Source organism: Streptomyces sp. NPDC059897 (assembly GCF_042730865.1).
Lineage (GTDB): Bacteria > Actinomycetota > Actinomycetes > Streptomycetales > Streptomycetaceae > Streptomyces.
The window spans coordinates 14,009-39,745 of record NZ_JBHWKQ010000038.1 but is presented as its reverse complement, the minus strand read 5'-3'; the positions used below and the strand labels follow the sequence as shown (position 1 = coordinate 39,745).

The 25,737-nt window shown below is 72.3% G+C and carries 21 protein-coding genes; 11 read left to right on the top strand and 10 right to left on the bottom strand.

Going from position 1 to position 25,737, the window contains the following annotated elements; translation table 11 throughout:
- Nucleotides 1–4 precede the first annotated feature (4 nt).
- The 3 genes from ACFV9W_RS30915 to ACFV9W_RS30905 are packed head-to-tail and all read right to left on the bottom strand — an operon-like array spanning nt 5 to nt 3,370.
- Nucleotides 5–871 carry a carbohydrate ABC transporter permease gene (locus ACFV9W_RS30915; protein WP_385767545.1) on the bottom strand — a complete coding sequence of 289 codons (867 nt, stop codon included), beginning with the start codon at nt 869–871 and terminating at the stop codon, nt 5–7.
- 32 nt (nt 872–903) lie between these two features.
- Nucleotides 904–1,923: a carbohydrate ABC transporter permease gene (locus ACFV9W_RS30910; protein WP_385767455.1), complete on the bottom strand. Its 1,020-nt coding sequence runs from the start codon at nt 1,921–1,923 to the stop codon at nt 904–906.
- Between the two features lie 40 nt (nt 1,924–1,963).
- Nucleotides 1,964–3,370: an ABC transporter substrate-binding protein gene (locus ACFV9W_RS30905; protein ID WP_385767451.1), complete on the bottom strand. Its 1,407-nt coding sequence runs from the start codon at nt 3,368–3,370 to the stop codon at nt 1,964–1,966.
- Nucleotides 3,371–3,501: 131 nt separating this feature from the next.
- Here ACFV9W_RS30905 and ACFV9W_RS30900 point away from each other — a divergent pair, with 131 nt between their 5' ends.
- The 8 genes from ACFV9W_RS30900 (at nt 3,502) to ACFV9W_RS30865 (ending at nt 12,138) form a co-directional block, all read left to right on the top strand.
- The gene (locus ACFV9W_RS30900; RefSeq protein ID WP_385767448.1) at nt 3,502–4,548 is read left to right on the top strand and encodes a zinc-binding alcohol dehydrogenase; all 1,047 of its coding nucleotides are present in this window, start codon (nt 3,502–3,504) and stop codon (nt 4,546–4,548) included.
- Between the two features lie 15 nt (nt 4,549–4,563).
- Nucleotides 4,564–5,364 (top strand): sugar phosphate isomerase/epimerase family protein, encoded by an 801-nt coding sequence (locus tag ACFV9W_RS30895; RefSeq protein ID WP_385767445.1) that lies wholly within the window; start codon nt 4,564–4,566, stop codon nt 5,362–5,364.
- Nucleotides 5,361–6,710: a hypothetical protein gene (locus ACFV9W_RS30890; RefSeq protein WP_385767442.1), complete on the top strand. Its 1,350-nt coding sequence runs from the start codon at nt 5,361–5,363 to the stop codon at nt 6,708–6,710. The genes ACFV9W_RS30895 and ACFV9W_RS30890 overlap by 4 nt, the downstream gene beginning before the upstream one ends.
- Complete coding sequence (locus ACFV9W_RS30885) at nt 6,707–8,596, top strand: glycogen debranching N-terminal domain-containing protein (RefSeq protein WP_385767439.1); 1,890 nt, start codon at nt 6,707–6,709, stop codon at nt 8,594–8,596. The genes ACFV9W_RS30890 and ACFV9W_RS30885 overlap by 4 nt, the downstream gene beginning before the upstream one ends.
- 48 nt (nt 8,597–8,644) lie before the next feature.
- On the top strand, nt 8,645–9,322 hold the full coding sequence (locus tag ACFV9W_RS30880; protein WP_385767437.1) for a uracil-DNA glycosylase: 678 nt from the start codon (nt 8,645–8,647) through the stop codon (nt 9,320–9,322).
- The gene (locus tag ACFV9W_RS30875; protein WP_385767434.1) at nt 9,319–10,287 is read left to right on the top strand and encodes an N-acetylglucosamine kinase; all 969 of its coding nucleotides are present in this window, start codon (nt 9,319–9,321) and stop codon (nt 10,285–10,287) included. Before ACFV9W_RS30880 ends, ACFV9W_RS30875 begins: the two co-directional genes overlap by 4 nt.
- Before the next feature lie 140 nt (nt 10,288–10,427).
- Entirely contained in the window at nt 10,428–11,363 is a 936-nt protein-coding gene (locus ACFV9W_RS30870; protein ID WP_385767431.1) for a sirohydrochlorin chelatase, read from the top strand.
- 124 nt (nt 11,364–11,487) lie between these two features.
- Nucleotides 11,488–12,138, top strand: a complete 651-nt coding sequence (locus tag ACFV9W_RS30865) for a class I SAM-dependent methyltransferase (protein WP_385767429.1) — start codon at nt 11,488–11,490, stop codon at nt 12,136–12,138.
- Between the two features lie 4 nt (nt 12,139–12,142).
- Here the strand turns inward: ACFV9W_RS30865 and ACFV9W_RS30860 are convergent, their stop codons facing one another.
- The 5 genes from ACFV9W_RS30860 to ACFV9W_RS30840 form a co-directional block, all read right to left on the bottom strand.
- Nucleotides 12,143–13,183 carry a lactonase family protein gene (locus ACFV9W_RS30860; protein ID WP_385767426.1) on the bottom strand — a complete coding sequence of 347 codons (1,041 nt, stop codon included), beginning with the start codon at nt 13,181–13,183 and terminating at the stop codon, nt 12,143–12,145.
- A 72-nt stretch (nt 13,184–13,255) separates the two neighbouring features.
- The gene (locus ACFV9W_RS30855; RefSeq protein ID WP_385767423.1) at nt 13,256–14,611 is read right to left on the bottom strand and encodes a nitric oxide synthase oxygenase; all 1,356 of its coding nucleotides are present in this window, start codon (nt 14,609–14,611) and stop codon (nt 13,256–13,258) included.
- Between the two features lie 345 nt (nt 14,612–14,956).
- Nucleotides 14,957–16,447: an FUSC family protein gene (locus tag ACFV9W_RS30850; RefSeq protein ID WP_385767420.1), complete on the bottom strand. Its 1,491-nt coding sequence runs from the start codon at nt 16,445–16,447 to the stop codon at nt 14,957–14,959.
- Between the two features lie 282 nt (nt 16,448–16,729).
- Entirely contained in the window at nt 16,730–20,116 is a 3,387-nt protein-coding gene (locus ACFV9W_RS30845) for a S8 family serine peptidase (protein WP_385767417.1), read from the bottom strand.
- A gap of 202 nt (nt 20,117–20,318) precedes the next feature.
- Nucleotides 20,319–21,347 (bottom strand): TrmB family transcriptional regulator, encoded by a 1,029-nt coding sequence (locus tag ACFV9W_RS30840; RefSeq protein ID WP_385767414.1) that lies wholly within the window; start codon nt 21,345–21,347, stop codon nt 20,319–20,321.
- Between the two features lie 217 nt (nt 21,348–21,564).
- Here ACFV9W_RS30840 and ACFV9W_RS30835 point away from each other — a divergent pair, with 217 nt between their 5' ends.
- The 3 genes from ACFV9W_RS30835 (at nt 21,565) to ACFV9W_RS30825 (ending at nt 24,598) form a co-directional block, all read left to right on the top strand.
- Nucleotides 21,565–22,686, top strand: coding sequence for a PP2C family protein-serine/threonine phosphatase (locus tag ACFV9W_RS30835; protein WP_385767411.1), 1,122 nt, complete (start codon nt 21,565–21,567; stop codon nt 22,684–22,686).
- Nucleotides 22,687–23,172: 486 nt separating this feature from the next.
- Nucleotides 23,173–23,466, top strand: coding sequence for a hypothetical protein (locus tag ACFV9W_RS30830; protein ID WP_385767542.1), 294 nt, complete (start codon nt 23,173–23,175; stop codon nt 23,464–23,466).
- Between the two features lie 172 nt (nt 23,467–23,638).
- Nucleotides 23,639–24,598 carry a phosphotriesterase gene (locus ACFV9W_RS30825; RefSeq protein WP_385767408.1) on the top strand — a complete coding sequence of 320 codons (960 nt, stop codon included), beginning with the start codon at nt 23,639–23,641 and terminating at the stop codon, nt 24,596–24,598.
- A gap of 14 nt (nt 24,599–24,612) precedes the next feature.
- Here ACFV9W_RS30825 and ACFV9W_RS30820 read toward each other — a convergent pair whose 3' ends face one another.
- Both ACFV9W_RS30820 and ACFV9W_RS30815 read right to left on the bottom strand, forming a co-directional pair.
- The gene (locus ACFV9W_RS30820) at nt 24,613–24,828 is read right to left on the bottom strand and encodes a hypothetical protein (RefSeq protein ID WP_385767539.1); all 216 of its coding nucleotides are present in this window, start codon (nt 24,826–24,828) and stop codon (nt 24,613–24,615) included.
- Nucleotides 24,829–24,902: 74 nt separating this feature from the next.
- Nucleotides 24,903–25,628 carry an HNH endonuclease family protein gene (locus ACFV9W_RS30815; RefSeq protein WP_385767405.1) on the bottom strand — a complete coding sequence of 242 codons (726 nt, stop codon included), beginning with the start codon at nt 25,626–25,628 and terminating at the stop codon, nt 24,903–24,905.
- Nucleotides 25,629–25,737 lie beyond the last annotated feature (109 nt).

Sequence of the window (25,737 nt, the reverse complement as noted above, 5' to 3'; positions counted from 1 at the left end):
CCGGTCAGCTCTTGTCCGCGCCGGCGGTGAGACCCTCGGTCAGCAGGCGTTCCGCGGCGAAGAACAGGATTACCACGGGGATCGTCAGCACCACGGACCCGGCCATGAGGACCGTCTTCGACACCTCGATGCCGTTGGACAGCTGGGCGAGGCCGAGCGAGACCGTCCACTTGCCGGGGTCGGCGGCCAGGAAGAGGAGCGCGAAGAGGAATTCGTTCCACGCGATCATCAGGACGTACAGGCCGGTCGCCATGAGGGACGGCAGGGCCAGCGGGAGGATGATCTTCCGGACCGTCTGCAGGCGGCTGCAGCCGTCGAGCGCCGCCGCCTCCTCGATCGAGTACGGGATGGTGACCAGGTAGTTCTTGAGCATGTAGATGGCGACCGGGACCGTCTGCGCCACGTACACGATCGCGAGGCCGACCAGGCTCGACGACAGGCCGATCTTCGCGAACATCACGAACAGCGGGACCGCGAGCAGCGTCGACGGGAACATGTAGACCGCGAGGAACAGCGCGCTGACCTGGCGGTTTCCGAAGAACTTGAGGCGGCTGATGGCGTACGCGCCGGGGACCGCCGCGAGCAGGGTCAGGGCGACCGTGCCGAGGGACACCAGGGCCGAGTTGCGCAGGAGCTGGAGGAAGCCCTGCCCGCCGTCGTCGGTGGAGCGCAGCACCTCGGTGTACGTGTCGAGGGTGAACTGCTTGGCCGACACCCACAGCGAGCCGGGGTCGAGGAGCAGCGCGTCGATGGGCTTCACCGACAGCAGCAGCATGTAGTAGAAGGGCACGATCGTGATCAGCGCGAGGAACGCGATGACCACCCAGCGTGCGACGCCGAAGAACCGCTCCTCGAACTGGGCGCGAGTCATGGCCCGCTTGCCGGGACCCGTATGCGTGCTGGTCACGACTCCTCCTGGACCTTGTTGCCGAAGAACTTGAAGTACAGGCCCAGCAGGACCATGAGGACGACGGCCAGGACGAGCGCCTGGGCGGCCGCCGCGCCGACGTCGTAGCGCGAGGTGAGGAAGTCGTAGACGCGCACGGCGGCGACGTCGGTGCCGGCGCCGCCGCCGGTCAGCAGGTAGACGTCGTCGAACTTGTTGAACGTCATGATGAAGCGCAGCACGCACAGCAGCGCGATCACCGGCATCAGCTGCGGCAGCATGACGTGCCGGAAGCGCTGGGTGGGCGTGGCGCCGTCGACCATCGCGGCTTCCTCCAGGCCGTCCGGGACCGCCTGGAGGCGGGCGAGGATGAAGAGGAAGGCGAACGGGAAGTACCGCCAGCACTCGAAGGCGATCACCGTGAGCAGCGCGAGCGGGATGTCGAAGTGCGCGCCGAGGAGGTCGACTTCGTAGGCGCGCGTGGACAGGAACGCGATGGGGTCGTCCCAGCCGAAGAGCTTCTGGCCCCACTCGTTGACGATGCCGTACTGCGGGCTGAGCGCGACCTCCCACACGAACGCGACGGCCACGACGGGTGCCACGTACGGCAGCAGCATCGCGGCGCGCAGCAGGCCGCGCCCGCGGAACGGCTTGCGCAGGGCGAGCGCCGCGATGAGGCCGAGGGCGACGGAGCCGAAGGTGGAGCCGACGGTGTAGAGGAGCGTGGTGCCGAGGCTGGACCAGAAGCCTGCGGAGTCAAAGACCTGCGAGAAGTTGCGCAGGCTCCAGTTGCCGAACAGGCCCATGCCCTGGATGTCGACGAGCTTGGCGCGCTGGAAGGCGAGCAGCACCGTCCACAGGATCGGCAGCACCACGACGACGAGGACGACGAGGAAGGTGGGACTGACGAAGGCGAGGCCCGCGCGGTTGGTGCGGCGGCTCGCGGTCATGGGCCTGCGGGGGCGACGGCCGGTCGGGTCCGGTGAGCCGTCGGGCGGGTTGCGGCGCTGCGTCGCGCCGGTGGTGGCGGTAGTCATGGCGAGGCTTTCGACGGGGAGTTCACAAGGCGGACGGGCTCTACTGGAGCGACTTCTTCAGGGCGGCGACCTCTTCCTCGGCCTCGCGCGAGGCCTCGCGGGGTGAGGTCTGGCCCGCGGTCATGGCGCCGATGGCCTTCGGGACGGGCAGTTCGCCGTTGGTGGCGCCGACCAGTGCGCCCTCGCCCTGCTCGATGCCCCAGCGGCGCAGATCGCCGATGCCGCCCGCCAGTTGGTCGAGGACCTGCGGCGAGTAGACCTCGTCGAGGGGCTTGCGCTCACCGACGCCGATCTTGCTGTGCCGCCAGGCGGCCATGTACTTCTCGGGCTCGGCGGCGGTGCCCCGGCGGACCGGGATCTTGCCCTCGGGGGCCTGTCCGAACCAGGACTCGTAGCCGCTGCCCATCATGTATTCGATGAACTCGCGGGAGGCGGCCGTCTCGGCGGTCTTGGTGGTGACCCAGGAGGTGATCTCGCCGAACTGCGCGGCCTTGTTCGCCTTTGTGCCCTTGAGCGCGGTGACGATGCCGGTGTTGTCGGCGAGGAACTGCTTGTCCTTGCCGCCGCACTGCGGGCAGCTGGGCAGCGCGTCCTTGCGCAGGCCCGCCAGCTCGTCGAGGAGGAACGAGGACCAGATCATCATCGACGAGCGGCCCGCGAAGTAGGTGGCGCGCGTCGAGTCGACGGTCTGGGTGCCGGGGGCTCCGTACTCACGCGCCAGCTGGTCGTAGGTGTGGAAGGCCTTGACGCACTGCGGGGAGTCGAGGGTGACCTTGCCGCGGCCGTCGACGAGCTGGCAGTCGTTCGCGAGGGCCAGGCTCTCGAAGCTCTGCGACGTGAAGACGTCCGAGGGGTCGGTGGCGGCCGATACGCCGTCGTGCCCCTTGGTGGTGAGCTTCTTGGCGGCCTTCACGAGCTTGCCGTACGTGTCCGGCTTGTCGAGGCCCGCCTTGGCGAAGTCGTCCTTGCGGTAGACGAGGAGCTGCAACCAGGCGTCGGAAGGGACGCCAAGGTTGACCTCGCCGTCGCTGGTGAGCTTCAGGGCGTTCTTGTCGAACGTCCCCCGGCCCAGCTTCTTGACGATCTGCCGGGGTATGTCCGTGTTGAGCAGACCGTTACTGTACATCTGCCAGGTCTGGCCCATGGGGGCGGCGCCGATCACGTCGGGCAGATGGCCCGACGCCGCCGCGGACATGATGAGCTGCGGCATCTGCCCCTCGTCGACGCCGACAAGATTCACCTTGACGCCGGTCTTCTCCTCGAAGCCGTCGATGATCTTCTGCGTCGCCGCGACGCGGTCCGGGAGGTTCTCCTGGGACCACACGGTGATCTCACGGTCCGGTGTGCCCGGCCCCGTACTACTGGAGCAGCCGGTGAGCAGCCCCACGCCCAAGGCTGCCGTGGCGCCGACCGCGGTCACCCTCGACCGTCGCGTCCTGGTGCGCATTGCCCGTCCCCATCGCCGACTTACGTCTATCAAGCACGCATCACAGCACTACTTTTGCCTGTTGACAAGACATAAGTTGCGGATATTGTCGACTCAACCAACAGGCACACCACCCTTTTTCGGAGCCGTCCGTGGAACGCGTCGTTCAATTCACAGGTCCCCGCCAGGTGGAGGTGGCCGAGCACGAGAGCCTGGAGCTGCCGCCGGGCCACCTGCGCGTCCGCACGCGCTACTCGGGCATTTCGGCCGGCACGGAGCTGACCGCCTACCGCGGCACGAACCCCTATCTGACCCGGACCTGGGACGCCGAGGCCCGCCTTTTCCGCGACGACGAGGCGGGCATCTCGTACCCGGTCGTCGGCTGGGGCTACTCCGAGGTCGGCGAAGTCACCGAGGTCTCCCCCGAGTTGGCCGGTACGCCCGGTATGCCCGAGGTCGGCGACCTGGTGTGGGGCATCTGGGGCCACCGCAGCGAGGGCATCGTCCCGGCCGAGCGCATGATCGGCCACACGCTCCCGGCGGGCCTCGAACCCCTCGCCGGCGCCTTCGCCCGGGTCGGCGCCATCGCGTACAACGCGGTCCTGGCCGGCGGCATCAACCTCGGCGAGGACGTCGCCGTGTTCGGCCAGGGCGTCATCGGCCTGATCGCCACCCGCCTCGCCCAGCTCAGCGGCGCCCGGGTCACCGCGGTCGACGCGATGGACGTGCGCCTGGAGTCGGCGAAGAAGTACGGCGCCCACGCCGCGCTCAACGCCCGCACCGACGCGGTCGCCGAGCGCGTCCGCGAGGCCACCGGGGGCCGTGGCGCCGACCTCGCCATCGAGATCAGCGGCGCGTACCCGGCGCTGCACACGGCCGTCCGCTCGGTGACCGTCGGTGGCCGCGTCGTCGCCTCCGGCTTCTACCAGGGCGACGGCATGGGGCTGCGGCTCGGCGACGAGTTCCACCACAACCGCGTGGAGATCGTCTGCTCGCAGATCGGAGGTGTCCCGGCCCAGCTGTCCGGCCGCTGGACGGTGGAGCGCCTCCAGCAGACGTTCCTGCGGCTCGTCGCCGAGGGCCAGGTCGACGTGGAGTCCCTCGTCAGCCACGTCGTCCCGGTCGCGGACGCGGCCGAGGCCTACGTCCTGCTCGACGAGCGCCCGGCCGACGCCCTCCAGGTCGTCCTGGAATTCTGAGAGGTACCGAAAGACATGCTGAAGTTCGCTGCCCAGGAACAGCTGCTGCCCGGCGACACCCTGCAGCAGAAGTGGGAGTTCGCGCAGGGCGCCGGCTACGACGCCATCGAGCTGCGCGCCAAGGGCGACCTGCACTTCGCCTCCCGCCTCCCGGAGTTGAAGCAGGCCCTCAAGGACGGCGTGGTCATGCCGACCGTGTGCGTCGAGATGCTGCACTTCTTCGGCGCCTTCGACGACGGGCTGCGCCGCGACGCGATCGTCCAGATGAAGTCGCAGCTGTCCGTGATCGCGGAGCTCGGCGGGCTCGGCGCGCAGACCCCGGCCTCGTACGGGATGTTCTCGCGGCGTCTGCCGCCGTTCGAGCCGCCGCGCTCGGAGGCCGAGGACCGCGAGATCCTGCTCGAAGGCCTCACCGAGCTGGGCGAGCACGCGTCCGCCGAGGGCGTCACGCTCTACCTCGAACCGCTCAACCGGTACGAGGACCACATGGTCAACCGCCTGGAGCAGGCCGCCGAGCTGATCAAGGAGGTCGGTCTCGACGCGGTCCGGATCGGTATCGACAGCTACCACATGAACATCGAGGAGTCCGACCCCGCGCAGGCGATCCTCACCCACGCCCCCTACATCGGGCACGCCCAGGTGTCGGACTCCAACCGCTTCCAGCCGGGCGCGGGTCACCTCGACTGGCAGGCGTGGCTGGGCGCGCTGCACACCGCCGGGTACGAGGGGTACCTCGCGGCCGAGTGCCGGCTGACCGGTGACCCGGTCGAGGCGGTCCGTTCCGTGCCCGCGTTCCTCAAGGGGTCCGGCGCGTGACCGCTCTCCTCGACGGGCCCGCCCGCACCGCCGCCGCGGACCTGACCCTGCGGCGCGGTGCGGGCCGGGTCCTCCTCGGCAACTGGATGGGCACGAGCACCGTGCCGTCCCGAACCCTGTATCCGCACCAATGGAGTTGGGACTCCGCGTTCATCGCGATCGGCCTGCGGCACCTGTCCGCGCGCCGGGCGCAGCGCGAACTGGAGTCGCTGCTCGCGGCGCAGTGGGGCGACGGGCGGGTCCCGCACATCGTGTTCAACTCCGCGGTGCCGAACGGGGCGTACTTCCCGAGCCCCGACTTCTGGCGCTCGTCCACGGACGGAGCCGGGGTGGGCGCGCCGGTCTCGCCGGAGACGTCGGGCATCGTCCAGCCGCCCGTGCACGCGCTGGCCGCCTGGCTCGTGCACCGTGCCGATCCGGCCGAGTCGCGGCGCCGCGGCTTCCTGACCCGGGTGTATCCGCGCCTCGTGGCCTGGCACCGCTACCTCCTCGACCGGCGCGATCTGGGCGGCGGCGGCCTCGCGGCGATCGTGCACCCGTGGGAACCCGGCATGGACAACAGCCCTTGCTGGGACGCCCCGTTGGCCCGCATCACTCCGGTGGACCCCGGCAGCTACCGGCGCGCCGACCTCGACCACGGCCACCCGGCGGACCGCCCGACCGACCTCGACTACGGCCGCTATGTGCGGCTCGCCGTCGACTACCGCGACGCGGGGTACGACGACCGGGCGGCCGCGCATCCGTTCCGGCTCGAGGACCCGTGCGTGAACGCCCTGCTGATCGCGAGCGAGTTGGCGCTCGCCGAGATCGCGGGATGCGTGGGCGGCGACGCGGCCACCCACGAGGCGCACGCCGCGAAGCTCACCGACGCGCTCGTGGCCCGTCTGTGGGACGACGGGGCGGGACTGTTCCGGGCCCGCGACCTGGTCGACGACGCGTTCGTGCCGGCGCGCAGTGTGGCGGGGCTCGTGCCGCTGCTCGCGCCCGGCCTGCCCGAGGCGGTCGTGGACCGTCTGGTGTCGACGCTCGAAGGCCCGTCCTTCCACGCCGACTCCACGGCTCTCGTGCCCAGTTACGACCTGACGGGCCCGGCCTTCGACCCGACCCGGTACTGGCGGGGGCCCGCCTGGTTCAACACCGCCTGGCTGATCGAGCGCGGCCTGCGCACCCATGGGCGGCATCCGCACGCCGACCGGATCCGCGCCGCGTTGCTCGACACGGCGGGCGCTTCCGGTTTCGCGGAGTACGTCGACCCGACCACGGGCGCGGCGCGCGGCGCACGCTCGTTCTCGTGGACGGCCGCGCTCGCCCTCGACCTGCTGAACCCTGAGGAGGCCGACCGATGAGCGGCGCCGTCCCCCGCGCCCAACTCGTGCGCGACGCCACGTTCGCGCACGTCGACCCCGACGGCGGTGTCACCGGTACGCGCGGGTCCACGCCTGACGGATTGTTCGTGCGCGACGCCCGGCACCTGAGCCACTGGCGGCTCACCGTCGACGGCAGCGCGCCCGTCGTGCTCTCCCCCGTGGGGCCGAGCGGCGAGTGCGTCCTCACGCCCGAGGGGACCCGCGACGCGCCGCCCGCGTACACCGTGTCCCGCCAACAGGCCGTCGCGGCAGGAGAGTTCACGGACGTGCTGCAACTGGTCAGCAACAGTCCGGACCCGCTGGTCGCCGAGGTCGTCATCACCGCGGACGCCGACTTCGCCGACACCTTCGAGCTGCGCGCGGACGAGCGCAGCTACCCCAAGCCCGGTGCGGAACGCACGGTCCGCCGTACGGACACGGGCGTGGAGTTCGACTACCGCAGGGCCGACTGGCACTCCCGCACCGTGGTGTCCGCCACTCCCGCGCCCGACTCCGTGCGCGGCGAGGGACCGTACGAGCTGGTGTGGCGCGTGGACCTGGCCCCGCACGGGAGGGCCGAGCTGCGGCTGAGCGTCGCGGCGCATCCGCACGGCGGGCCGCAGCGCGTCGCGGACCGGGCGCGTGGCGGTGAGGCCGAACTCATCGACGTATCGAGCGACTTGGGCAAGACATGCGCCCAAGGCCTGGCGGATCTCGACCTGTTGACGATCTCCGCCACCGGCGTGGACGGCGAACCCGTCGGCATTCCGGCGGCCGGTGTGCCGTGGTTCCTGACCCTGTTCGGCCGGGACTCGCTGCTCACCTCGTACTTCATGCTCCCCTACCGACCCACGCTCGCGGCCGGCACGCTGAGCGCCCTTGCAGCCGCGCAGGGCCGGGAGTACGACTCGTTCCGCGGCGAGCAGCCCGGCCGCATCGTGCACGAGACACGGCGCGGCGAACTGGCCCACTTCGGGCAGGTGCCGTACGGGCGTTACTACGGGACGGTCGACGCGACGCCGCTGTTCCTGGTGCTGCTGCACGCCCACTACGAGACGACGAAGGACGCGGCGCTCGCCGCCCGCCTGGAGCCGCACGCGCGCTCCGCCGTCGACTGGATGCTCGGCGACGGCGGCCTGCGCGAGCACGGATACCTCGTCTACGAGCCGGACCCGAACGGCCTCGTCAACCAGAACTGGAAGGACTCCGCCGGCGCCATCTGCTTCAAGGACGGCACCCAGGCGGACGGCCCCATCGCCGTGTCCGAGGCCCAGGGCTACGCGTACGACGCGCTGCGCCGCACGGCCCGCCTCGCCGCGGACGTGTGGCAGGACGGCGCGTACGCACGGGAGTTGGACCGGCTGGCCGACGAGCTGCGGACGCGCTTCACCCGCGACTTCTGGCTGGCCGAGGACGAGTTCCCGGCGCTCGCGCTCGACGGAGCGGGCCGCCAGGTCGACGCGCTCGCCTCGGACGCCGGGCACCTGTTGTGGTCCGGCATCCTCGACGAGGACCGCGCACGGCGTGTCGGCGAGCGGCTCCTGGAGCCGGACTTCTTCTCCGGCTGGGCGATCCGCACACTCGCCTCCGGTCAACGGCCCTACCACCCGCTGTCGTACCACCGCGGCAGCGCCTGGCCGCACGACAACGCCGTCATCGCGCTCGGCCTCGCCCGCCACGGCCTCGGCGACGAACTGCGGCGGCTGGCCGCCGGCCTCGTCGCCGCGGCGGCCGAGCACGGAGACCGGCTCCCCGAGGTGCTCGGCGGCTACGCGCGCACCGACGCCGCCCGCCCGGTCCCCTATCCGCACTCCTGCTCGCCGCAGGCGTGGGCGGCGGCGACACCGTGGGCGCTGCGCACCGCCCTTACCACGGTGGGAGGTTGACGGCGGCCGGTTGAGGCGGGGTGCCGGTGCGGCAGTAGGGTGACGCCCGTGGCACCACGACCTCTGCATGAAATCGTCGAAGCGGGCTGGGCGAAGGCCCTCGAGCCCGTGGCCGGGCAGATCTCCGCGATGGGGGAATTCCTCCGCGCGGAGATCGGCGCCGGGCGCACCTACCTCCCGGCGGGCGCCAACGTGCTGCGCGCCTTCCAGCAGCCGTTCGACGACGTGCGGGTGCTGATCGTCGGGCAGGATCCTTACCCGACGCCGGGACACGCTGTAGGGCTCTCGTTCTCCGTCGCCCCGGACGTACGCCCGCTGCCGCCCAGCCTCATCAACATCTACCGCGAGATGAACGCGGACCTGGGCACGCCGGAGCCCTCGAACGGGGACCTCACCCCGTGGACGCGGCAAGGTGTGCTGCTGTTGAACAGGGCGCTCACCGTCGCCCCGCGCCGACCTGCCTCGCACCGCGACAAGGGCTGGGAGCAGGTCACCGAGCAGGCGATCCGGGCGCTCGCCGCACGCGGGACGCCGCTCGTGTCGATCCTGTGGGGCCGTGACGCGCGCAATCTGCGGCCGCTGCTCAGCGACTACCCGGCGGTCGAGTCCCCGCACCCCTCCCCCATGTCGGCGGACCGCGGCTTCTTCGGCTCCCGCCCGTTCAGCCGGGCCAACGACCTGCTCGAACGCCAGGGCGCGCAACCCGTCGACTGGCGGCTGCCGTGACCCGGACCCCGGCCGAGCGGGTGCTCGGGGTGGATTCGGGCGGCTCCGGTCTCCGGGTCGCCCTCGCGCCCGTCGACGACCTCGGGCGCGCGATGACGAACTCCTCGTCCGTACCCGTGCGCACGTCGGGCTCCGGTATCGATCCCGGGCACATGATGGAGCAACTTCTGCCGATGGTGCGGGAGTTGCTGGGCCGCGCCGGTCAAGTCGTGGTGTCCGGTGTCGCGTTGGGGGCGGCCGGGATGGCGACGCTCGGCGACGGGCTGCGGGCCGAGCTGCCGGGGGCATTCGCGCGTGAACTGGGCGTCGAGCGGCTCGCGTTGGCCGCGGATGGTGTCACCGCGTACGCGGGTGCGCTCGGGCAGCGGCGCGGCGCGGTGGTCGCCGCGGGCACCGGGATGATCGCGCTCGGCACGGACCTCGCGGGCTGGCGGCGGGCCGACGGGTGGGGACATCTGCTCGGCGACTGCGGCGGCGGCTCGTGGATCGGGCAGGCCGGGCTCGACGCCGCGATGCGCGCCTACGACGGGCGGCGCGGCGCCAGCAAGGCGCTGCTCGCGCTCGCCGAGGAACGCTTCGGGCCCGCCGTCGAGCTGCCGGGCCTGATCTACCCGCGCACCGACCGCCCGGCGGCGCTCGCCTCCTTCGCCCCCGATGTGGCGCGCTGCGCGGACGACGATCCCGTGGCCGCCGACATCCTGCGCCGGGCCGCCGCGCACATCGCCGAGGCGGCCGCGGCGGTCTGCCCCGCGGACGGCGGCGAGGTCGCCCTGACCGGTGGCCTCTTCAAGATGGGCGAGCCGCTGCTCGAACCGTTGCGCGAGGAGCTGGCCGAGCAGCTTCCGCAGGCCACGGTCGTGACCGCCACCGGTGACCCGCTGCACGGGGCTCTCGTGCTCGCGTCCGCGCTCGCCACGGACGGGCTCCGGCTGCCGCGCGATCACCGCCTGCTGCATGTGCCGTAATTCACTTCGAATCCGCCGCACACCCCTCCGGACCAGGACACTTGCAGGATTCGTAACGATGCGGACAATCTCGGACGGAAACCGCTCACCTGCACCCTGACCGAACAACGAAGCCGGTCGAGCCAGTAGCATGCGGCGCCATGAGCACCCCCACTGGGCCCGCATCCGGCCTGCCCGTACGAATGCCGCGACCCCGACAGCCCGGACGCCACCGTCGCCCGGAACCCGTGGCCGCCCCCGAGGGCGCGCCGTCTCTTGTGCTCGCGGTGCCCGGCACGCCCAGCGCCGCCACGCGCATGCTCGCCGACGAGGTGGTGAGCATCGCCCGTTCCGAGCTGCCCGGCCTGGACGCGCGGGTCGGCTTCGTGGAGGGTGAGCTCACCGACTTCCCGATCTCGGCGGAGTTCCCCTCGCTGGCGTCCGTGCTCGCGCACGCCGCGAAGGAGCGCACCGCCCGCTACGAGCAGGCGCTCGCGGCCGGTGTCGAGGCGCAGGAGCCGGCCGGACCCGTCGGGGTCGTCGTGCCGCTGCTCGCGGGCCCGGACAACGCCCAGCTGCGGCAGATCCGGCAGGCCATCGCCGACAGCCGGGTCGCCGCCGAGCTGACCGATGTGCTCGGCCCGCACCCGCTGCTCGCCGAGGCGCTGCACGTGCGGCTCTCCGAGGCCGGTCTGGCCCGCGCCGACCGCGCCCGCCTGTTCGCCGTGACCACGGCCGCCGACGGGATCATCCTCGCCTCCATAGGCGGCGAGGAAGCGGTGCAGGCCGCCGGGATCACCGGGATGCTGCTCGCCGCCCGGCTCGCCGTGCCGGTGATGGCCGCCGCGCTCGACGAGGAGGGGGCGGTCGCCGCCACCGCCGAGCAGCTGCGCGGTTCCGGTTCGCAGCAGCTGGCGCTCGCGCCGTACCTCGTCGGTCCCGAGCTCGACCCGACCGTGCTCGAGGCTGCCGCCAAGGACGCGGGGTGCGCCGTCGCGGAGCCGCTGGGGGCGTACCCCGCGATGGGCAAGCTCGCGCTCGCGAAGTACACGACGGCGCTCGGAATCACGCCTCAGCCGGTGGCCTCCGGCAGCTGAGCGGTAGGGGGTCGGGGCTCGGGACGGTGTCCCGGGCCCCGTTTTTCCGTCCTCGGTCGCCGGACGGGCCTGATGGTTGATTGAACGCCTGACGAGGGTGATCTTTGGCCGTTACGGTCGGGGGATGAGCCTCGATCACGCCTTGGAGACGGAACAGCTGGCTTACTACCGGGCGCGGGCGCCCGAGTACGACAGGCCCTATACGGAACGGGCGGACCTGCGGGAGCTGATGCGGGGCAGCGCCGAGTGGCCCGTCGGCGGGGACGTGCTGGAGCTGGCCTGCGGGACCGGGCAGTGGACCGCCCTGTTCGCGCCGCGGGCCACGTCCGTGACGGCCGTCGACGCGTCGGAGGAAGTGCTCGCCATAGCGCGGGACCGGGCCTCCGCGCCCAATGTCCGGTTCGAGCAGGCCGATCTGTTCGAGTGGCGGCCCTCGCGGCGCTACGACACCGTGTTCTTCGGATTCTGGCTGTCGCACGTGCCGCCGGCCCGGATGCCGGGGTTCTGGAACACCGTCGCCGCCTCGCTCGCGCCGGGCGGCAAGGTGGTCTTCGTCGACGACGGCCCGCCCATGGCCGCGAACGAGGAGCTGCTGCGGGGCGAGGCCGCCCCGGCGGCGGTGCGCGAGCTCGACGACGGCAGCCGGTACCGCATCGTGAAGGTCTTCCACGAGGCCGAGGCGCTGACCGGGGACCTGGCCGCCCTCGGCTGGGCGGCCCAGGTGCGTCCGGCGGCGCGGAACTACCTCGTGGGCGTGGCCGAACCCGCGGTCTAGGGCCTCAGCCGAACACCACGCAGGACGCCGCTGGGACCGGCACGCTGCCGCCCCGCACCGGCACTCCGGACTCCCGGTCGACCGTGAACCACGTGACGTCGCCGGAGCGCTCGTTCGCGGCGTACAGGAAGCGCCCTGACGGGTCGAGGGCCAGGTCGCGGGGCCAGTTGCCGCCGCAGGGAACGGTGCCGTGCAGGGTCGGCCGCTCGCCGGCCGGGTCGAGGGCGAAGAGGGAGAGCAGGTCGGCGCCGCGCGTCGCCGTCCACAGGAAGCGGCCGTCGGGGGCGACGACGAGCGCCGAGGGGTACGCGTCGCCCGCCGGTGCGCCCGCCAGGACCGGGACCTCCGTGAGCGGCTTCAGGGCGCCGTCCTCGGCGTTCCAGGCGCAGACCGTGAGCGTGGGGGCGAGTTCGTTGAGGACGTACACGTAGTCGCCCGACGGGTGGAAGGCCAGGTGGCGGGGGCCGGAGCCGGGGCGCAGCGCCGTCTCCTGGTGCGACAGGAGGCCGTTTCCTTCGGGGTTCTTGGTGTACGTGCGGACCGAGTCCGTGCCCAGGTCGACCGCGAGGGCCCAGGTGCCGGTCGGGTCCGGCAGGATCTGGTGGGCGTGCGGGGCCTGCTGGCGCTGCGGGTGCGGTCCCGAGCCCGTGTGCCGGTGGACATCCGCGCCGGACCCGGCCGGGACGCCGTCGGCGCGCAGCGGCACCGAACTGACGCTGCCGGAACCGTAGTTGGCGGCCAGGAGGCGCCCGTCCCACACCGACAGATGGGTGGGGCTCTCGCCGCCGACCGGCACCGGCGGCGCGGCGGGCGCCAGCGGCGTCGAGTCCGTGCGGAAGGCGGCCACCGCCCCTTCGGCCGTCTCGCTCACCGCGTACAGCAGGCCGCCGTCGACCGTCAGATAGGAGGGGTCGGGCAGTTCGTCCGTGGCGTCGAGGAGGGTGAGCGAGCCGTCCTTCGGGTCGAGCGCCGCGGTCACGATCCCGCGCCCGCCGGCCGCCGTGAACGATCCGATGTACGCCCGTTCTGCCTGACTCCCGGTCACTGCGTCCCCTTTCGGCGTGCGGGCCCGGCGCCCGTGCCGCCGACGGTAGCAGCGGGGAAGACAGACCCTACGTCAGAGCAGGTCGCGCCAGGGCCTGGTGGGTCGCCGCGGGGCCGGTTCCTCGCCGCGGGCCCGGGTGTGGGCGTCGGGGTGGTGGACGTAGGCGGGGGTGCTCGGTTCGTCGTCGTAGGTGCGGTGGAAGACCGGGGTCGTCGAACCGGAGAGCGGGGGGACGATCCAGGACCAGTCGGCGCCGACGGCGCGGCCGCGGGACTCCTCGCGGGCGAGGTGGGTGAGGAAGCGGCGGGACTCGGTGTGGTGGTCGGCCATGGTGACGCCCGCGCTGTCGAAGGAGTGCAGCACGGAGCGGTTCAGCTCGACGAGTGCGCGGTCCTTCCACAGGGAGCGGTCGGTGGAGGTGTCGAGGCCGAGGCGGTCGGCGAGGTACGGCAGCAGGTTGTAGCGGTCGGTGTCGGCGAGGTTGCGGGCGCCGATCTCCGTGCCCATGTACCAGCCGTTGAAGGGGGCCGCGCCGTAGCAGACGCCGCCGATCTCCAGGCACATGTTGGCGAGTGCGGGGACCGCGTGCCAGCGCAGGCCGAGGCCGGACCACCAGTCGAACTCCGGGTGGTGCAGCGGGACTTCGAGGATCGCGTCGGCGGGCAGGTCGAAGCAGCGGGGCCGCTCGCGGGGATCCGCCTGGACGAGCAGCGGCAGGACGTCGAAGGGGCTGCCCTCGCCGCCGCGCCAGCCCAGGCGGCGGGCGTACGCGGTGAGTCCGGTGCCGCGCGGGTCGCCGACCACGTGGCCGTCGCGCTGGATGTAGCCGGCGTAGCGGATGAGCTGTTCGTTCCAGATGCGGGGTCCCGGCCGGTCCGGGCGGTCGGGCGCGAAGACCGTGATGAGCGGGCGGATGCGGCCGCCGGGGGCCGCCTCGCGCAGATGGTCCGCGCCGGCCTCGGCGATCTCCTCGGCGGTGGTGAGGTGCCGCAGGTCGCGCACGCGCAGGGACTGCCAGTAGAGGCGGCCTATGCAGCGGTTGGCGTTGCGCCAGGCGACGCGGGCGCCGAAGACGAGTTCCTGCGGGGTGTGCGTGTACGTGCCGGTGGCCGCCAGTTCCGCGTCGACCTCGGCGAGGCGGGCGGCCGGGTCGCCGAGCTCCTGCTCCGCGTGGTGCTGGCGGACGAACGTGGCGGCCGCGTGCGCGACCTCGCCGGTGCCGCGTGGGACGGCGGCGGGCGCGGGCCGGGCGCCTTCGGAGGTGACCGGGCAGCGGTCGTGGCGGGGTGGCTCCGCGCCGCGGGCGCCGGTGTGCCGGTTCGGGGCGAGGGCGAGCCAGCCGGCGGCGTCCGCCGGGTCCGTCGCGTTCATCGCGGTCGTCGCGTCCTCTGCGGCCCGTGTTCCGTTCCGGCGCAGGTTGCTACGCATGGTGCACCCCCAGCGGCTGGTCGTCGGCGCGCGGCCCGCTCCCGCACGGGCGTACGCCTTGAGCGTTCGATGGCGCGGGGTCTACCCGTCGGGCGAACTGATCCACCCTGTATGTGCCCCGGACACCTGCCTCAAACGGTGGGGCGGTGTCCACGCCGCTGCGAGACAACCACAAGCCGGGGCCGGTGGGCGGCCGGTTACGGACACGCGGGGAGCGCACGGAACTGTGCGGCGGGCGCGGGCGGTCGGCCGCGCGCCCCGCAAATCAAGCCCCGCTTTGCGTACGAGAGCCAGCGGGGTCCGGGGCAGAGCCCCGCGACCGGAGGACGGTCGACCGCCACGGCCCTACACCTCCCGCGCACCGCGCAACGGCACCGCGAGCTCAACGAGAGCCCGCTCAAGACCGTGCAGATGCGCCAGGACCGGATGCTCCGCCTCCGCGGCATACGGCACAGGCACCACAGCGCGAGCGTACGGCGCGGGGGCCGTGAGCGCCTCGACCGCCGACTCCACCCGCTGGCACGCCGCGGCGAGCCGCGCGTCGTGGGAGGCCTCCGGGTCGGCGGCGACGGACGCGAGCCCGCGCACCTCGCGCGCACAGTCGTCGAGCAGGGCGAGGATCTGCCGCGCCCGGCCCTTGCGGGCCTTCACGGGGCTCAGCGGATGCACGAGCGGCGACAGCGAGAGGCGTACGCGCCCGAGGATGTGTTCCAGTTCGGCGACGCGCGGCGCCGGGTCCGCGCCCGCGTCGCCGCCAAGCCGCGCCGCCGCCTCCGCGGTGCACGCGTGCACGCACCGCAGGGCCCGCTCGACCCAGGCCTCGGTGACGGAGTGCGTGGTCACGGGCAGCAGGAGCAGCACCGCGAGCACGGCGCCGAGCGAGCCGACGGCCGTCTCCGCCACCCGCAGGGCGAGGAGCGCCGGGTCGAGCACGCCCAGGAGCCCGTACAGCATGCTCGCCATGACGGTGACCGCGAGCATCATCCAGGTGTACGAGACGTGGGCGGTGTAGAAGATCCCGAAGACGCTGATCGCGACGATCACGGCGGCGGCCACCGCGTGGTCGTGCAGCGGGACAGCGACGAGGAAGCCGAGGACGATGCCGAGCACCGTCCCCAGGAAGCGGCGGAAGCCCCGCACCACGGTCTCCCCGCGCGAGGTCGTCGCCACGAACACCCACCACGTGGCGCCCACGGCCCAGTACCACCGCTGGTCCGAGAGCAGCTGCCCGATGCCGAGCGCGAAGGCCGCCCCCACGGTCGCCTGCACGGCCTGCCGCGTCGTGATCCGGCCGAGCCCCGTGCCCCCGGTCGGCGCGGGCACGCCCACGGGCGCCGGCAGCCGCCGCTCGTAGCACCACACTCCGAACCGGACGAGCGCCGCCGCACCGAGCGACAGCAGCACGGCGGCGTACAGCTCGGGGAGCTGCCGCGGCACGGTGTGCAGGAACTGGGCGGCGAAGAACGTCATGAACGCGAAGACGCCGAGCGAGTGCCCGCGCGGCCCCCACCGCCGCGCGTAGACGCCCGCTCCGACGACGCCGAGGAAGGCGAGATCGCGGGCGAGGGGCATGTCGTGCAGGGCCGCGGCGAGCGCGAGCACCGGCAGTCCGACGGCGGGCAGCAGCGCGGTCGTGACGGCCTGCCCGCGCACGGTGGCGTCGGTCACCGTGAACAGCGCGAGCAGCGCGGCGAGGCCGCCGGTGATCGCGCCGGTCAGCGAGTGCCCGACCGCGCCGCACAGCGCGACGGCGAGCCCGATCCCGAGCACGGCCCGCGTCGCGAACCGCAGCCGCATCCGTCCCGGATCCGCCGCCACGAACGCCCTCTTCAGCAACGTGCCCCGCCCCTTCCGTACCGCGTCCGTGTCCTGACATGGAAAAGGCGCCGCGGAGATCCCAAGGGGTCCGCAGCGCCATCGACTGCCCTATTTCAGCACTAGGGAGGCACACGGTTCAAGAGATGCAGAATCCAATGGGCCAATGGCCCACTCGCCCCGCGAAACGGACAGCCACGTCAGGGCCAACGGACCACCACGAACGTGGTGGCCGAAGCACCCGCCGCTTCGGGGAGAGGTGCGCGCTCCAGGCCTCCGGCGTGGGCCGGAGGCCTGGAACGCCTACCGGACGTCGTAGGCGCGGGTGATGCTCTGGGTGACGGCGGTGCCGTTGGCGTCGGTGAAGGTGGCCTTCAGGGTGACGTGCTTCCCGGCGGCGCCGGTGTGGTCGAGGACCGCCGTCCATCGGCCGTCGTGCTCCTCGGTCGGTGCTTGGATCCAGGTGGCTCCGCCGTCGTAGGAGTAGGACAGCGTCGCCGCCGTGATCGCGGCCGGGGTGTATCCGGCATGGCCCTCGACCGACAGGCCGACCTTCTGGCCCTTCTGCGCGGGAAGGGTGTTCATGGTGTCGACCGGCAGGTCGTACGCCGGGAAGAGAAGCGGCAGACCGCGTGAGACGACGTCGGGCTCCCGGTGCGAGCGGAAGGTCCAGGAGGTGGCGACGGCCGTGGAGCGCAGCCAGTTCCGGTCCGAGCTCGGGATCTTCTCCAGGTGCTGGGTGAGCTCGTACTCGGAGTCCTCGTCCGGCACGTCGAACACGTCGTACGGGTAGGCGCTGGAGCCGACCTTCTGGCCGTCGCGCTTCAGAACGAGCTTGCCGAGGTCGCCGAACGAGCCTCCGGGAGACCAGTGGTCACCCGACCCGTCCACCCAGAGTGCGGTCTGGATCCCGATCCGGTCGCCCTGCCGCTCGCCGGCCAGCGCACGCCGGCCGTCCGGGGAACGCTCGGCGGCGGGCCGCAGCGGCCCGCGGTACCACTCCTCGGTGGCCCGCTGTCCGCTCCGGTAGGTGCGCTCCCTGTCCCCCATGAACGCGGCGAATGGGAAGCTGGTCATCGCGCCGTGGTACCAGGCGTCCTCGCCCGGCGAGTAGTAGGCGGTGCGGGTCGCGGGCACCTGCACCTTGCCGAACGCGCTCACCGGGATGTACCCGTCTCCCGCGGGGGGCCGGACGAACAGGGCGTCGAGGTAGTCGCCCTCCTTGCCCATGGCGTGCCAGGTCTCGGTGACCCGCGCCAGCCGGGAGTCCTTGGGGCGGTGGACCTGGTCGGCTCCGAGCGGGCCCGCGGTCGGGAACGTCAGGTTGTAGACGTACGGCCTGCCCTCCTCGGAGCCGGTGGCACGCCAGGTGGGCCGGAACTCGAAGGTGCCGCTCGTCGTGCGCCCGTCGATGTCCGCGTAGAACTTCTGGACGGTGTCGTCCGCGGTGAGCGAGCCGGAGATCTGCCAGGTGTCGTCCCAGGTGCGGGCATAGCTGAACGTAGTGGCGCTCACCGCCGCGGGCCGTTCGGTGTCCAGGCTCAGCCGGTGGGCCCGGCGGGCGTCGAGGACGACCGTGGTGTCCTGGGTGATCCGAAGCTGCGGCCGCGCCAGGTAACTCATCGATTCGGGCGCACCGCCTGCGTCGTACGTCGTCACGAAGCCGCTGAGGGAGTACTCGCCCGGTCGCACCCGGTACGTCTGGTCGGGCGCCCCGGAGTTGCTGCGGCGCTCTCCGGTGTCGGTGTCCAGGGCGGCGAGGTCCAGGGACGAGGTGCCGGTCGCGGGCCTGCCGTGCCGGTCCACGGCCTTGACCCGGAGCGTGACCGTCTCCGGCTGTACGTGGAGCGTGACCGGCACGGAGACGTGAACGTCCCGGCCGGTGGCGTGGATCCGGCCGGAGACCGCACCGTACTGGGAGTCCTTGAGACGGGCGGTGGGGTCGATACGGACCGGTACCTGTGCGGTGGCGCCCGCGGGGATCGTCACCTTGCGCTGCTCCGGCTCGATGACGGCGGAACGGACCGTGCTGCCGTCGTTGCCGTGCACGTCGCCGACCGACACGGCCAGCGTCAGGTCGCTGTCGCCGGTGTTGGTGAAGGGCACCTTCACGGTGGTGCGGTCCGACGCGTCCTGGGGCCAGTTGTAGCTGCCGCCCTGGACGGCGGGCGCCGCGAGTACCTTCTGCCGCACCGCCGCGAACGCGTCGAGGACGCCGCCTCCGGTCTCGTCGGCCCCGGCCACCCCGCCGCCGGTGCGGGCCGAGGAGACGAGCGCTGCCTTGACCTGCTGCGCGGCCCAGTCCGGGTGGGCCTGGCGCACGAGGGCCGCCGCGCCCGCGACGTGGGGGGTCGCCATCGACGTGCCGGACATGGAGCGGTACGCGTAGACGCCGCGGCCGCCCGCGCTCGCCGCTGAAATGTCGACGCCGGGGGCGGCGATCTCGGGCTTGAGGGTGTGGGTGACGGCCACCGGGCCGCGGCTGGAGAACGGGGCCGTGCTGTCGTCCCGGTCCACGGCTCCGACGGTCAGCACGTCGGGCACGCACCCGGGTGAGGACACGGTCTCGGTGCCCGGGCCCGCGTTGCCCGCAGCGACCACGAACAAGGAGCGTGTCTGTCGCGCGAGTTGCCCCGTGGCCTGCGCCACCGGGTCGTCGCACTCCCCGATCGCGGAGCTGCCCAGGCTCATGGAGACGACGTCGGCCTTCTGGTCGACGGCCCACTGCATGCCGGCGATGACCCAGGAGTCCATCCCGAACCCGCTGTCGTCGAGGACCTTTCCGACGAGGAGCGAGGCCGCGGGGGCAACGCCCTTCTTGCGTCCGCCACTTGCGGCTCCCGAACCACCGACCGTGGAGGCGGTGTGCGTTCCGTGGCCCACGTGGTCGTCGGTGTTCGTGGCGTCCGTGAAGTTCTTCGAGGTGGCGACGCGGTCGGCCAGGTCGGGGTGGTCGGCGTCCACTCCCGTGTCCAGCACCGCGACCTTGGTGTTCCGGCCGTCGAAGCCTGCCGCCCAGGCCTCCGGCGCGTGGACCTGCTTCGTGGACCGGTCCAGCGTGGTCTCGACCCTGCCGTCCAGCCACAGCTTCTTCGGCGTGGAGGCGGAGCGTGAGCGGGCGCCGGTGACCTCCTGCCAGAAGGTCTCGGCGGTGGCCTTCTCCGCCTTCAGCGCGACCCCGTCCGCCGCGGGCAGCAGCAGACCGCGGGAAGAGCCGCGGGGCGGCGCCGGCGCGCTCTTGGCGACGTCGACGCCCTTGCCGTAGGTGGCGATCAGCGGCAGTGCGTCGGTGTGCGCGTCGTCGTACCCCTGGCGGATCAGCCCGGTGACGTTGAACAACTCCGCGTCGGCCCTGTCCTCGGCCACGGCCTGCGAGGCGCCCTCGGGGTAGACGTAGAGGTCCTTGCCCGACTGAAAGGTGCGGAACAGTGGCTGCGTGCCGTCCTCGTGGGGCAGTACGGCCGCCGAGGTGCGCCCCGACCTGTCCTTGGTCACGACGACCTTGTCGCCGGTGACGAGCGTGACGGTCGACCGCCCACCGCGGGCCTTCGCCGCCTCGCTGCCGACCATGGGTCTCTTCCGTGCGGAGCCGTCCTGCGGTGCGTCCGCCGCCCCGGACGGCGTGACCGCGGTGAAGGCCAGGGCGGCGGCGGACGCCGCAGCCATGGCTATGCGCGTTATACGGCGCATGAGTCTCCCTACTTGGCGCCATCAATGCTGTGATGCGGTGTGCAGCCTGGCAGACCGCTGAGGGCGTGGGGCCGCCTGTGGGTGGCGGGTTACCCGCATGTCGGCATTCCGCCACACGGGCGCGTCAGGCCGGCCGCCGAGCGGGCGCGCACACCACGGCGGGGATGTGACGTCACCGCGTCCTGCAGGGAAGACGGGCAGGTCACAGCCATCCTGCGCGCGCGGCGTGCCACCCAAGCTGCAGGCGTGAATCCGCTTTCGCGAGGTCCATGAGGCGGCGGGTGCGCCGCTCAACGGTGCGTATGGACACCCCGAGTTGGGATGCCGCCCTGCGGTCGGAGACCCCTGCCAGCAGCAGTGCGAGGACCTCTAGCTCTCCCGCCGTCGGCCGCTGTTCCGGCTCCGTGCGCACCCGCACCTCCGTGGGAGTGTTGTACAGCGGCCTGGCCCGCGCCCACTCCTGTTCGAAGAGGTGGACCAGGGCCGTGAGCAGACCGCTGCGGTGCACCACGACGGCACTTGGCTCGTCACCGGAGTCGGCCACGTCCAGCGGCACCATGGCGCGCTCCCGATCCGCCACGACCAGTTTCAGCGGCAGCGTCTCGACCAGCCGGAGCTCCAGGCCGGCCACGAGGGCCGCCCGAATGTCCTGCGCCGCCTCATGACCGTCGAGATGGTCCTTGGTGGCCACGACCCGGAAGTCCACTCCGCGGTCGAGCGCGTCGCTCTCCGAGGCGTCGGTGTCCGTGGGCGGCACCGCGAGGGGCGCGCCCGTGAGGAAGGTGAGCAGCTCCCACTGGGCGCCCCGCTGCAGTTGGTGGAACCGGTGTGCGACCTGCTCCACACCGACGACGACCTCCACGACACTGCCCGCGGGGTGCGCGGCGATGCTGCGGTACTGCTCGGTCAGCACGGACACCGCGGTCTCGGCACGGTGCAGCGCGTTGCGCTGTTCGACGAGGAGCGGGGCCAGGGCGACGGACGGTGGCGCGAGCCGGTAGCGGGCGGCGGGCCCGTCGGATCCTCGGCGAACCGAGGCGGCGGCCTCGCGGTCCGTCCCGGAGGTGACCAGGACAAGACCGCGCGCCGCCAGCTCACGCAGGATGCGGACGGTCTCGGCCTGCTCGAGTCCCGCCTGCTGTGCAAGGTCCTGCGCGGAGGCCGATGGCCGCGGCAGCAGCGCGTTGTAGACGGCCTCTTCGGCCGGTCCCAGACCCAGTGCCTGCAGCATCCCTGTCTCCTCGGGCGGGCCGCCGTCCCGGCCCGCGCCCGAGCGGTGAAGGTTCCGGCGGTCGTGGCTCGACGGAACCCTATCCCCCGGCCGGGCGACCGGTACGTCCGCGGGGAGGGCGGCTGCCTGCCGGGCTCTTGTCAGGCGGGGCGAGGCCGCCGTGCGACCGGGACTGCATACGGTATGGGTTGAATGTCCCATTGCCCCGGGAGGTGACGTGCTCCGCAAGCATCCGACGAGGTCGGCCCGTCCGACCGAGTTCATCGAACCACCGAGCGAAGCCCAAGTCGTGATCGCGGCCGCCGCGGTGACGCTTCTGGTGATGGCCCTGGGGGCTCTGTCGGAGTCCCCGGTGTGGCTGCTCGGGCTGCTCGTGTTCCTGCCCGGAGCGGCGTCGGCACTGTGCACCGTCCGCCAGACGAAGTTCGTGGTCGCCTGGACCATGTTCGTGGTCGTCCTGACGATGCTTCTCCGGCACGGGGAGGGAAGGCCGTGGCTCGACAGGATGCTCATGATCCTGCTCACCCTCATGCTGGGTGCGGCCTCCGTCTATGCGTGTCACCGCCGCATCGACCGCGAACGGAAGATGCTGCGCCTGCGCTCGACCGCCACGGCGATGCAGCGCCACATCCTGCGCCCGCTGCCCATGCACACCCAGGACGTCCTGGTCGACGGGGTGTACGAGCCCGTCCAGGAGGACCGGCTCGTCGGCGGTGACATCTACGACGTCGTCGACTCGCCGTGGGGAACCCGGTTGCTCATCGGCGATGTCCAGGGGAAGGGCCTGCCCGCGGTCGGGGCGGCCTTCGCGGTGGTCGGCGCCTTTCGCGCGATGGCTCACCGGGAGCCCACGCTGACCGCGCTGGCCGACGCCCTGGACGCGTCCGTCGTGCGACACAATTCCTACGCCGCGCGGACCGGCGACGACGAACGGTTCGTCACGGCGCTCATCATCAACGTCGACTCGAACGCGGAGGTGCAGGCCGTCGACTGCGGTCACATCCTGCCGCAGGTGCTGCACGACGGCACCGTCAGCACGCCGGACCTCACCTCCGGCGTCCCCCTCGGGCTGGCCGAACTCGCCACCGAACCCGTGACCGTCGACCGGTTCGCCTTCCCGCCCGGCGCCACGTTGCTCCTGACCACGGACGGACTCACCGAGACACGTGCCGACGACGGCGAGTTCTACCCGCTCACCGAAAGCCTCGCCCAACGACTGGCGCTGTCCGCCGACGAGCTGCCGCGCGCGCTCTACGACGACTCGCGCACGTTCGCCGGGGAGGGGCAGCAGCACGACGACGTGGCGGTCCTGTCCGTGCGGCGGCCACCGAACCGCTAGACCACCGGTCACGCGCGCCCCGACGGCCACTTCTCCCACCCACAAAGCCCGCGATGCGCGGTGTCTGTGAAGTGACCGTGAAGCGGGTTTCGGCGGCGCGCGACGGGCAACATGCCGCCCGTGACTCACCCCAGCGACGGCATTCCCAGCAATGCCCCATACGGTTCCAGCCCGAACAGGCCCCCATATAGGGGCCCATATCCCGCACAAGGCGGAGACACCGCCCCGATCCACGGCGGCCCCGGCGCCCAGTACGACGGCGGTCCCGGCGCCCAGTACGACGGCGGTCCCGGCGCCTCCTACGACGGCGGCCCCGGCGCCCCGCCGCACGGCGCTCCCCGCGGCCCGATGCACGGCGGCGGCCCCCGCGCCCCCTACGACGGTCCCCCGCCGCCCGCGTACCGCCAGGACCCCGACATCCCCTACGAGCCGGTCCCGCACACCGGTTACGGCCAGAACTCCGGGTTCACGCCGAACGGCCGCCCCGTGCGCAACCGCAGCGGGCGGGGCGCGGACCGGTTCGCCCTGCTCGTGCACACGCTGGCCGACATCGCCGCGGTCTTCCTCGCTCTGTGGATCGTGCTGTACCTGCTCGACGCGAACCAGTCGAACGTGTTCGTCGAGTTCGTGCACGGCATGGCCGACTGGCTCTCCGGCTGGGCGCGGGACATCTTCACCATGGACACCGAGGGGCTGCGGGTCTTCTTCAACAACGCCCTGCCCGCCGTGATCTATCTCGTGGTGGGCCACGGCGTCGCCGCCTGGATCCGCCGCCTGTGAGTCGCTCGTCGGCCGGACTTCGGGGCGGCCCCCAACGCCCTGGAGACCCCGCCGACGGGCCTCATCCGATCACACCCCGTCCCATGTCTTGACGCCCGCGGGCGCCCGGCGGGACGCTCGGCTCACCTTGAATCCGACGTCAACTCCGGCGTCCACATCGAGAGGCGCGCCGATGACACAGGTCTGGACGGTCCGCGGTCCGGTCGACTCCAGCGAGCTCGGGAACGTACTCGTCCACGAACACGTCGTCATCGTCGGCGAGGAGTTCCGGCAGAACTACGCGCGCTGGGACGAGCAGGCCGTCGTCGACGACGCCGTCGCCCAGCTGAACGAGCTCAAGGGGCTCGGCATCGACACCATCCTCGACCCGACGGTGCTCGGTCTCGGCCGCTACATCCCCCGCATTCAGAAGATCGCCGCGCGCACGGACCTCAACATCGTCCCCGCGACCGGTCTCTACACGTACGACGATCTGCCGTTCCAGTTCCACTACAACGGTCCCGGCACCCTGTTCGGCGGCCCGGAGCCGCTCGTGGACCTGTTCGTGAAGGATCTGACCGAGGGCATCGCGGACACCGGTGTGCGCGCCGCGTTCCTCAAGTGCGCCATCGAGGAACAGGGCCTCACCCCTGGCGTCGAGCGGGCCATGCGGGCGGTCGGCCAGGCCTCCGTGCGCACCGGGGCGCCGATCACCGTGCACACCCATCCCGCGTCGGAGTCGGGGCTGGTCGCGCAGCGCGTGCTCGCCGAGGAGGGCGTGGACCTCGGCCGTGTCGTCATCGGGCACTCCGGCGACACCGACGACATCGGCTATCTGACGCGGCTCGCCGACGCCGGCTCGTATCTCGGCATGGACCGCTTCGGGCTCGACGCCCCGCTCACGACCGAGCAGCGCGTCGACACCATCGTCGAGCTGGTGCGCCTCGGATACACCGACCGGATCACGATCTCGCACGACGCCGCGTGCGTCATCGACTGGTTCGGCGACGTGGACCGCGCCGAGGCCGCCCCGAAGTGGAACTACCGGCACATCAGCGAGGACGTGCTGCCCGCGCTCGCCGACAAGGGTGTGTCCAAGGACGACATCGACGCGATCCTGCGGGTCAATCCGCGGCGCCACTTCGAGGCCTGAGTCCCTCTGGCCCCTCAGGGGCTGACCGCGCCGCCCCCGCGCTCCACGCTGCGCAGCACCTCGTCGTGCAGGGCGGCGAGGCCGCCGGGCGGCACGGCGGCGGGGCTTCCGGTGAGGGTGTACCACTCGTCGGCGCCGGTGTACTGGACGGCGATCCGGGCCCGGTCCGCGGCCTCCCGGATCGTCGAGACGGTGAGGTCCCCGGTGACGACGCCGACCTCGTCGGTCATGGCGCCGCCGGGGCCCGCGTGTACGTCGCCCGTCAGGGTCTCGGCCTTCTTGCCGTCCCCCTTGTCGTCCCCGCTCACGCGGAACACGTCCCCAGCATCGTCGTCAGCTCCTTCTTCTCGGCGTCGGTGACCGTCAGTTCGTACGTCGACTTCACCGACACCCAGGAGCGGGCGTACGTGCACCAGTAGTCCTTGACGTCCGGCTGCCACTCGTCGGGGCCCTGGTCGCCCTTGGAGCGGTTCGAGTGGGCGGACACCGCCAGCAGCTGGGGGTGCTCCAGGTCGTTGGCGAACGCCTTGCGCTCCTCCTGCGTCCAGTCGTCGGCGCCGGAGCGCCAGGCGTTGGCGAGCGGCACGGTGTGGTCGATGTCGAGGTCCCCGGAGTCCGTGAACTTCTCGCCGTCGTACGCGCTGACCCAGTCGCCGGAGTCCGCGTGGCACTCGCCGTCCGTCTTCACGTCCTTGCCGTCGCGCTTCAGGGCGGTTTCGCGGGTGTCGCAGCTGTCGCCCTGCTCCGCCCAGTGCGGGAACTTGTCGCGGCTGTAGCCGGACATGGAGCCGTGGGGTGCCACCTTCAGTTCCGCCAGCGCGTCGCGTGCCTCGTCGGCGCTGGGCACACCGGGAAGGGTGCCCTCGCCGGTGGTGGCGCTCGCCGACGCGGAGGGTTCCGCGCCGTGCGCCGAGTCCTCGGATCCCCCGTCGGCCACACCCTGGCATCCCGCGAGCAGCAGCGCCGTGAGCGCGACCGGCGCCGCCGCCCGGCCGAGCCGCCCGAACCGCGTACGTTCCTGAAACCCCATGCCCCGCAACTGCCTTCCGTCGACCGAATCGAACACCCGAAAGCGTACGGGGCGTTCGACGGGCCGTCAGGGACCGGGCGCAGCTCCGTGAGTCGGCGCCGACTCACGG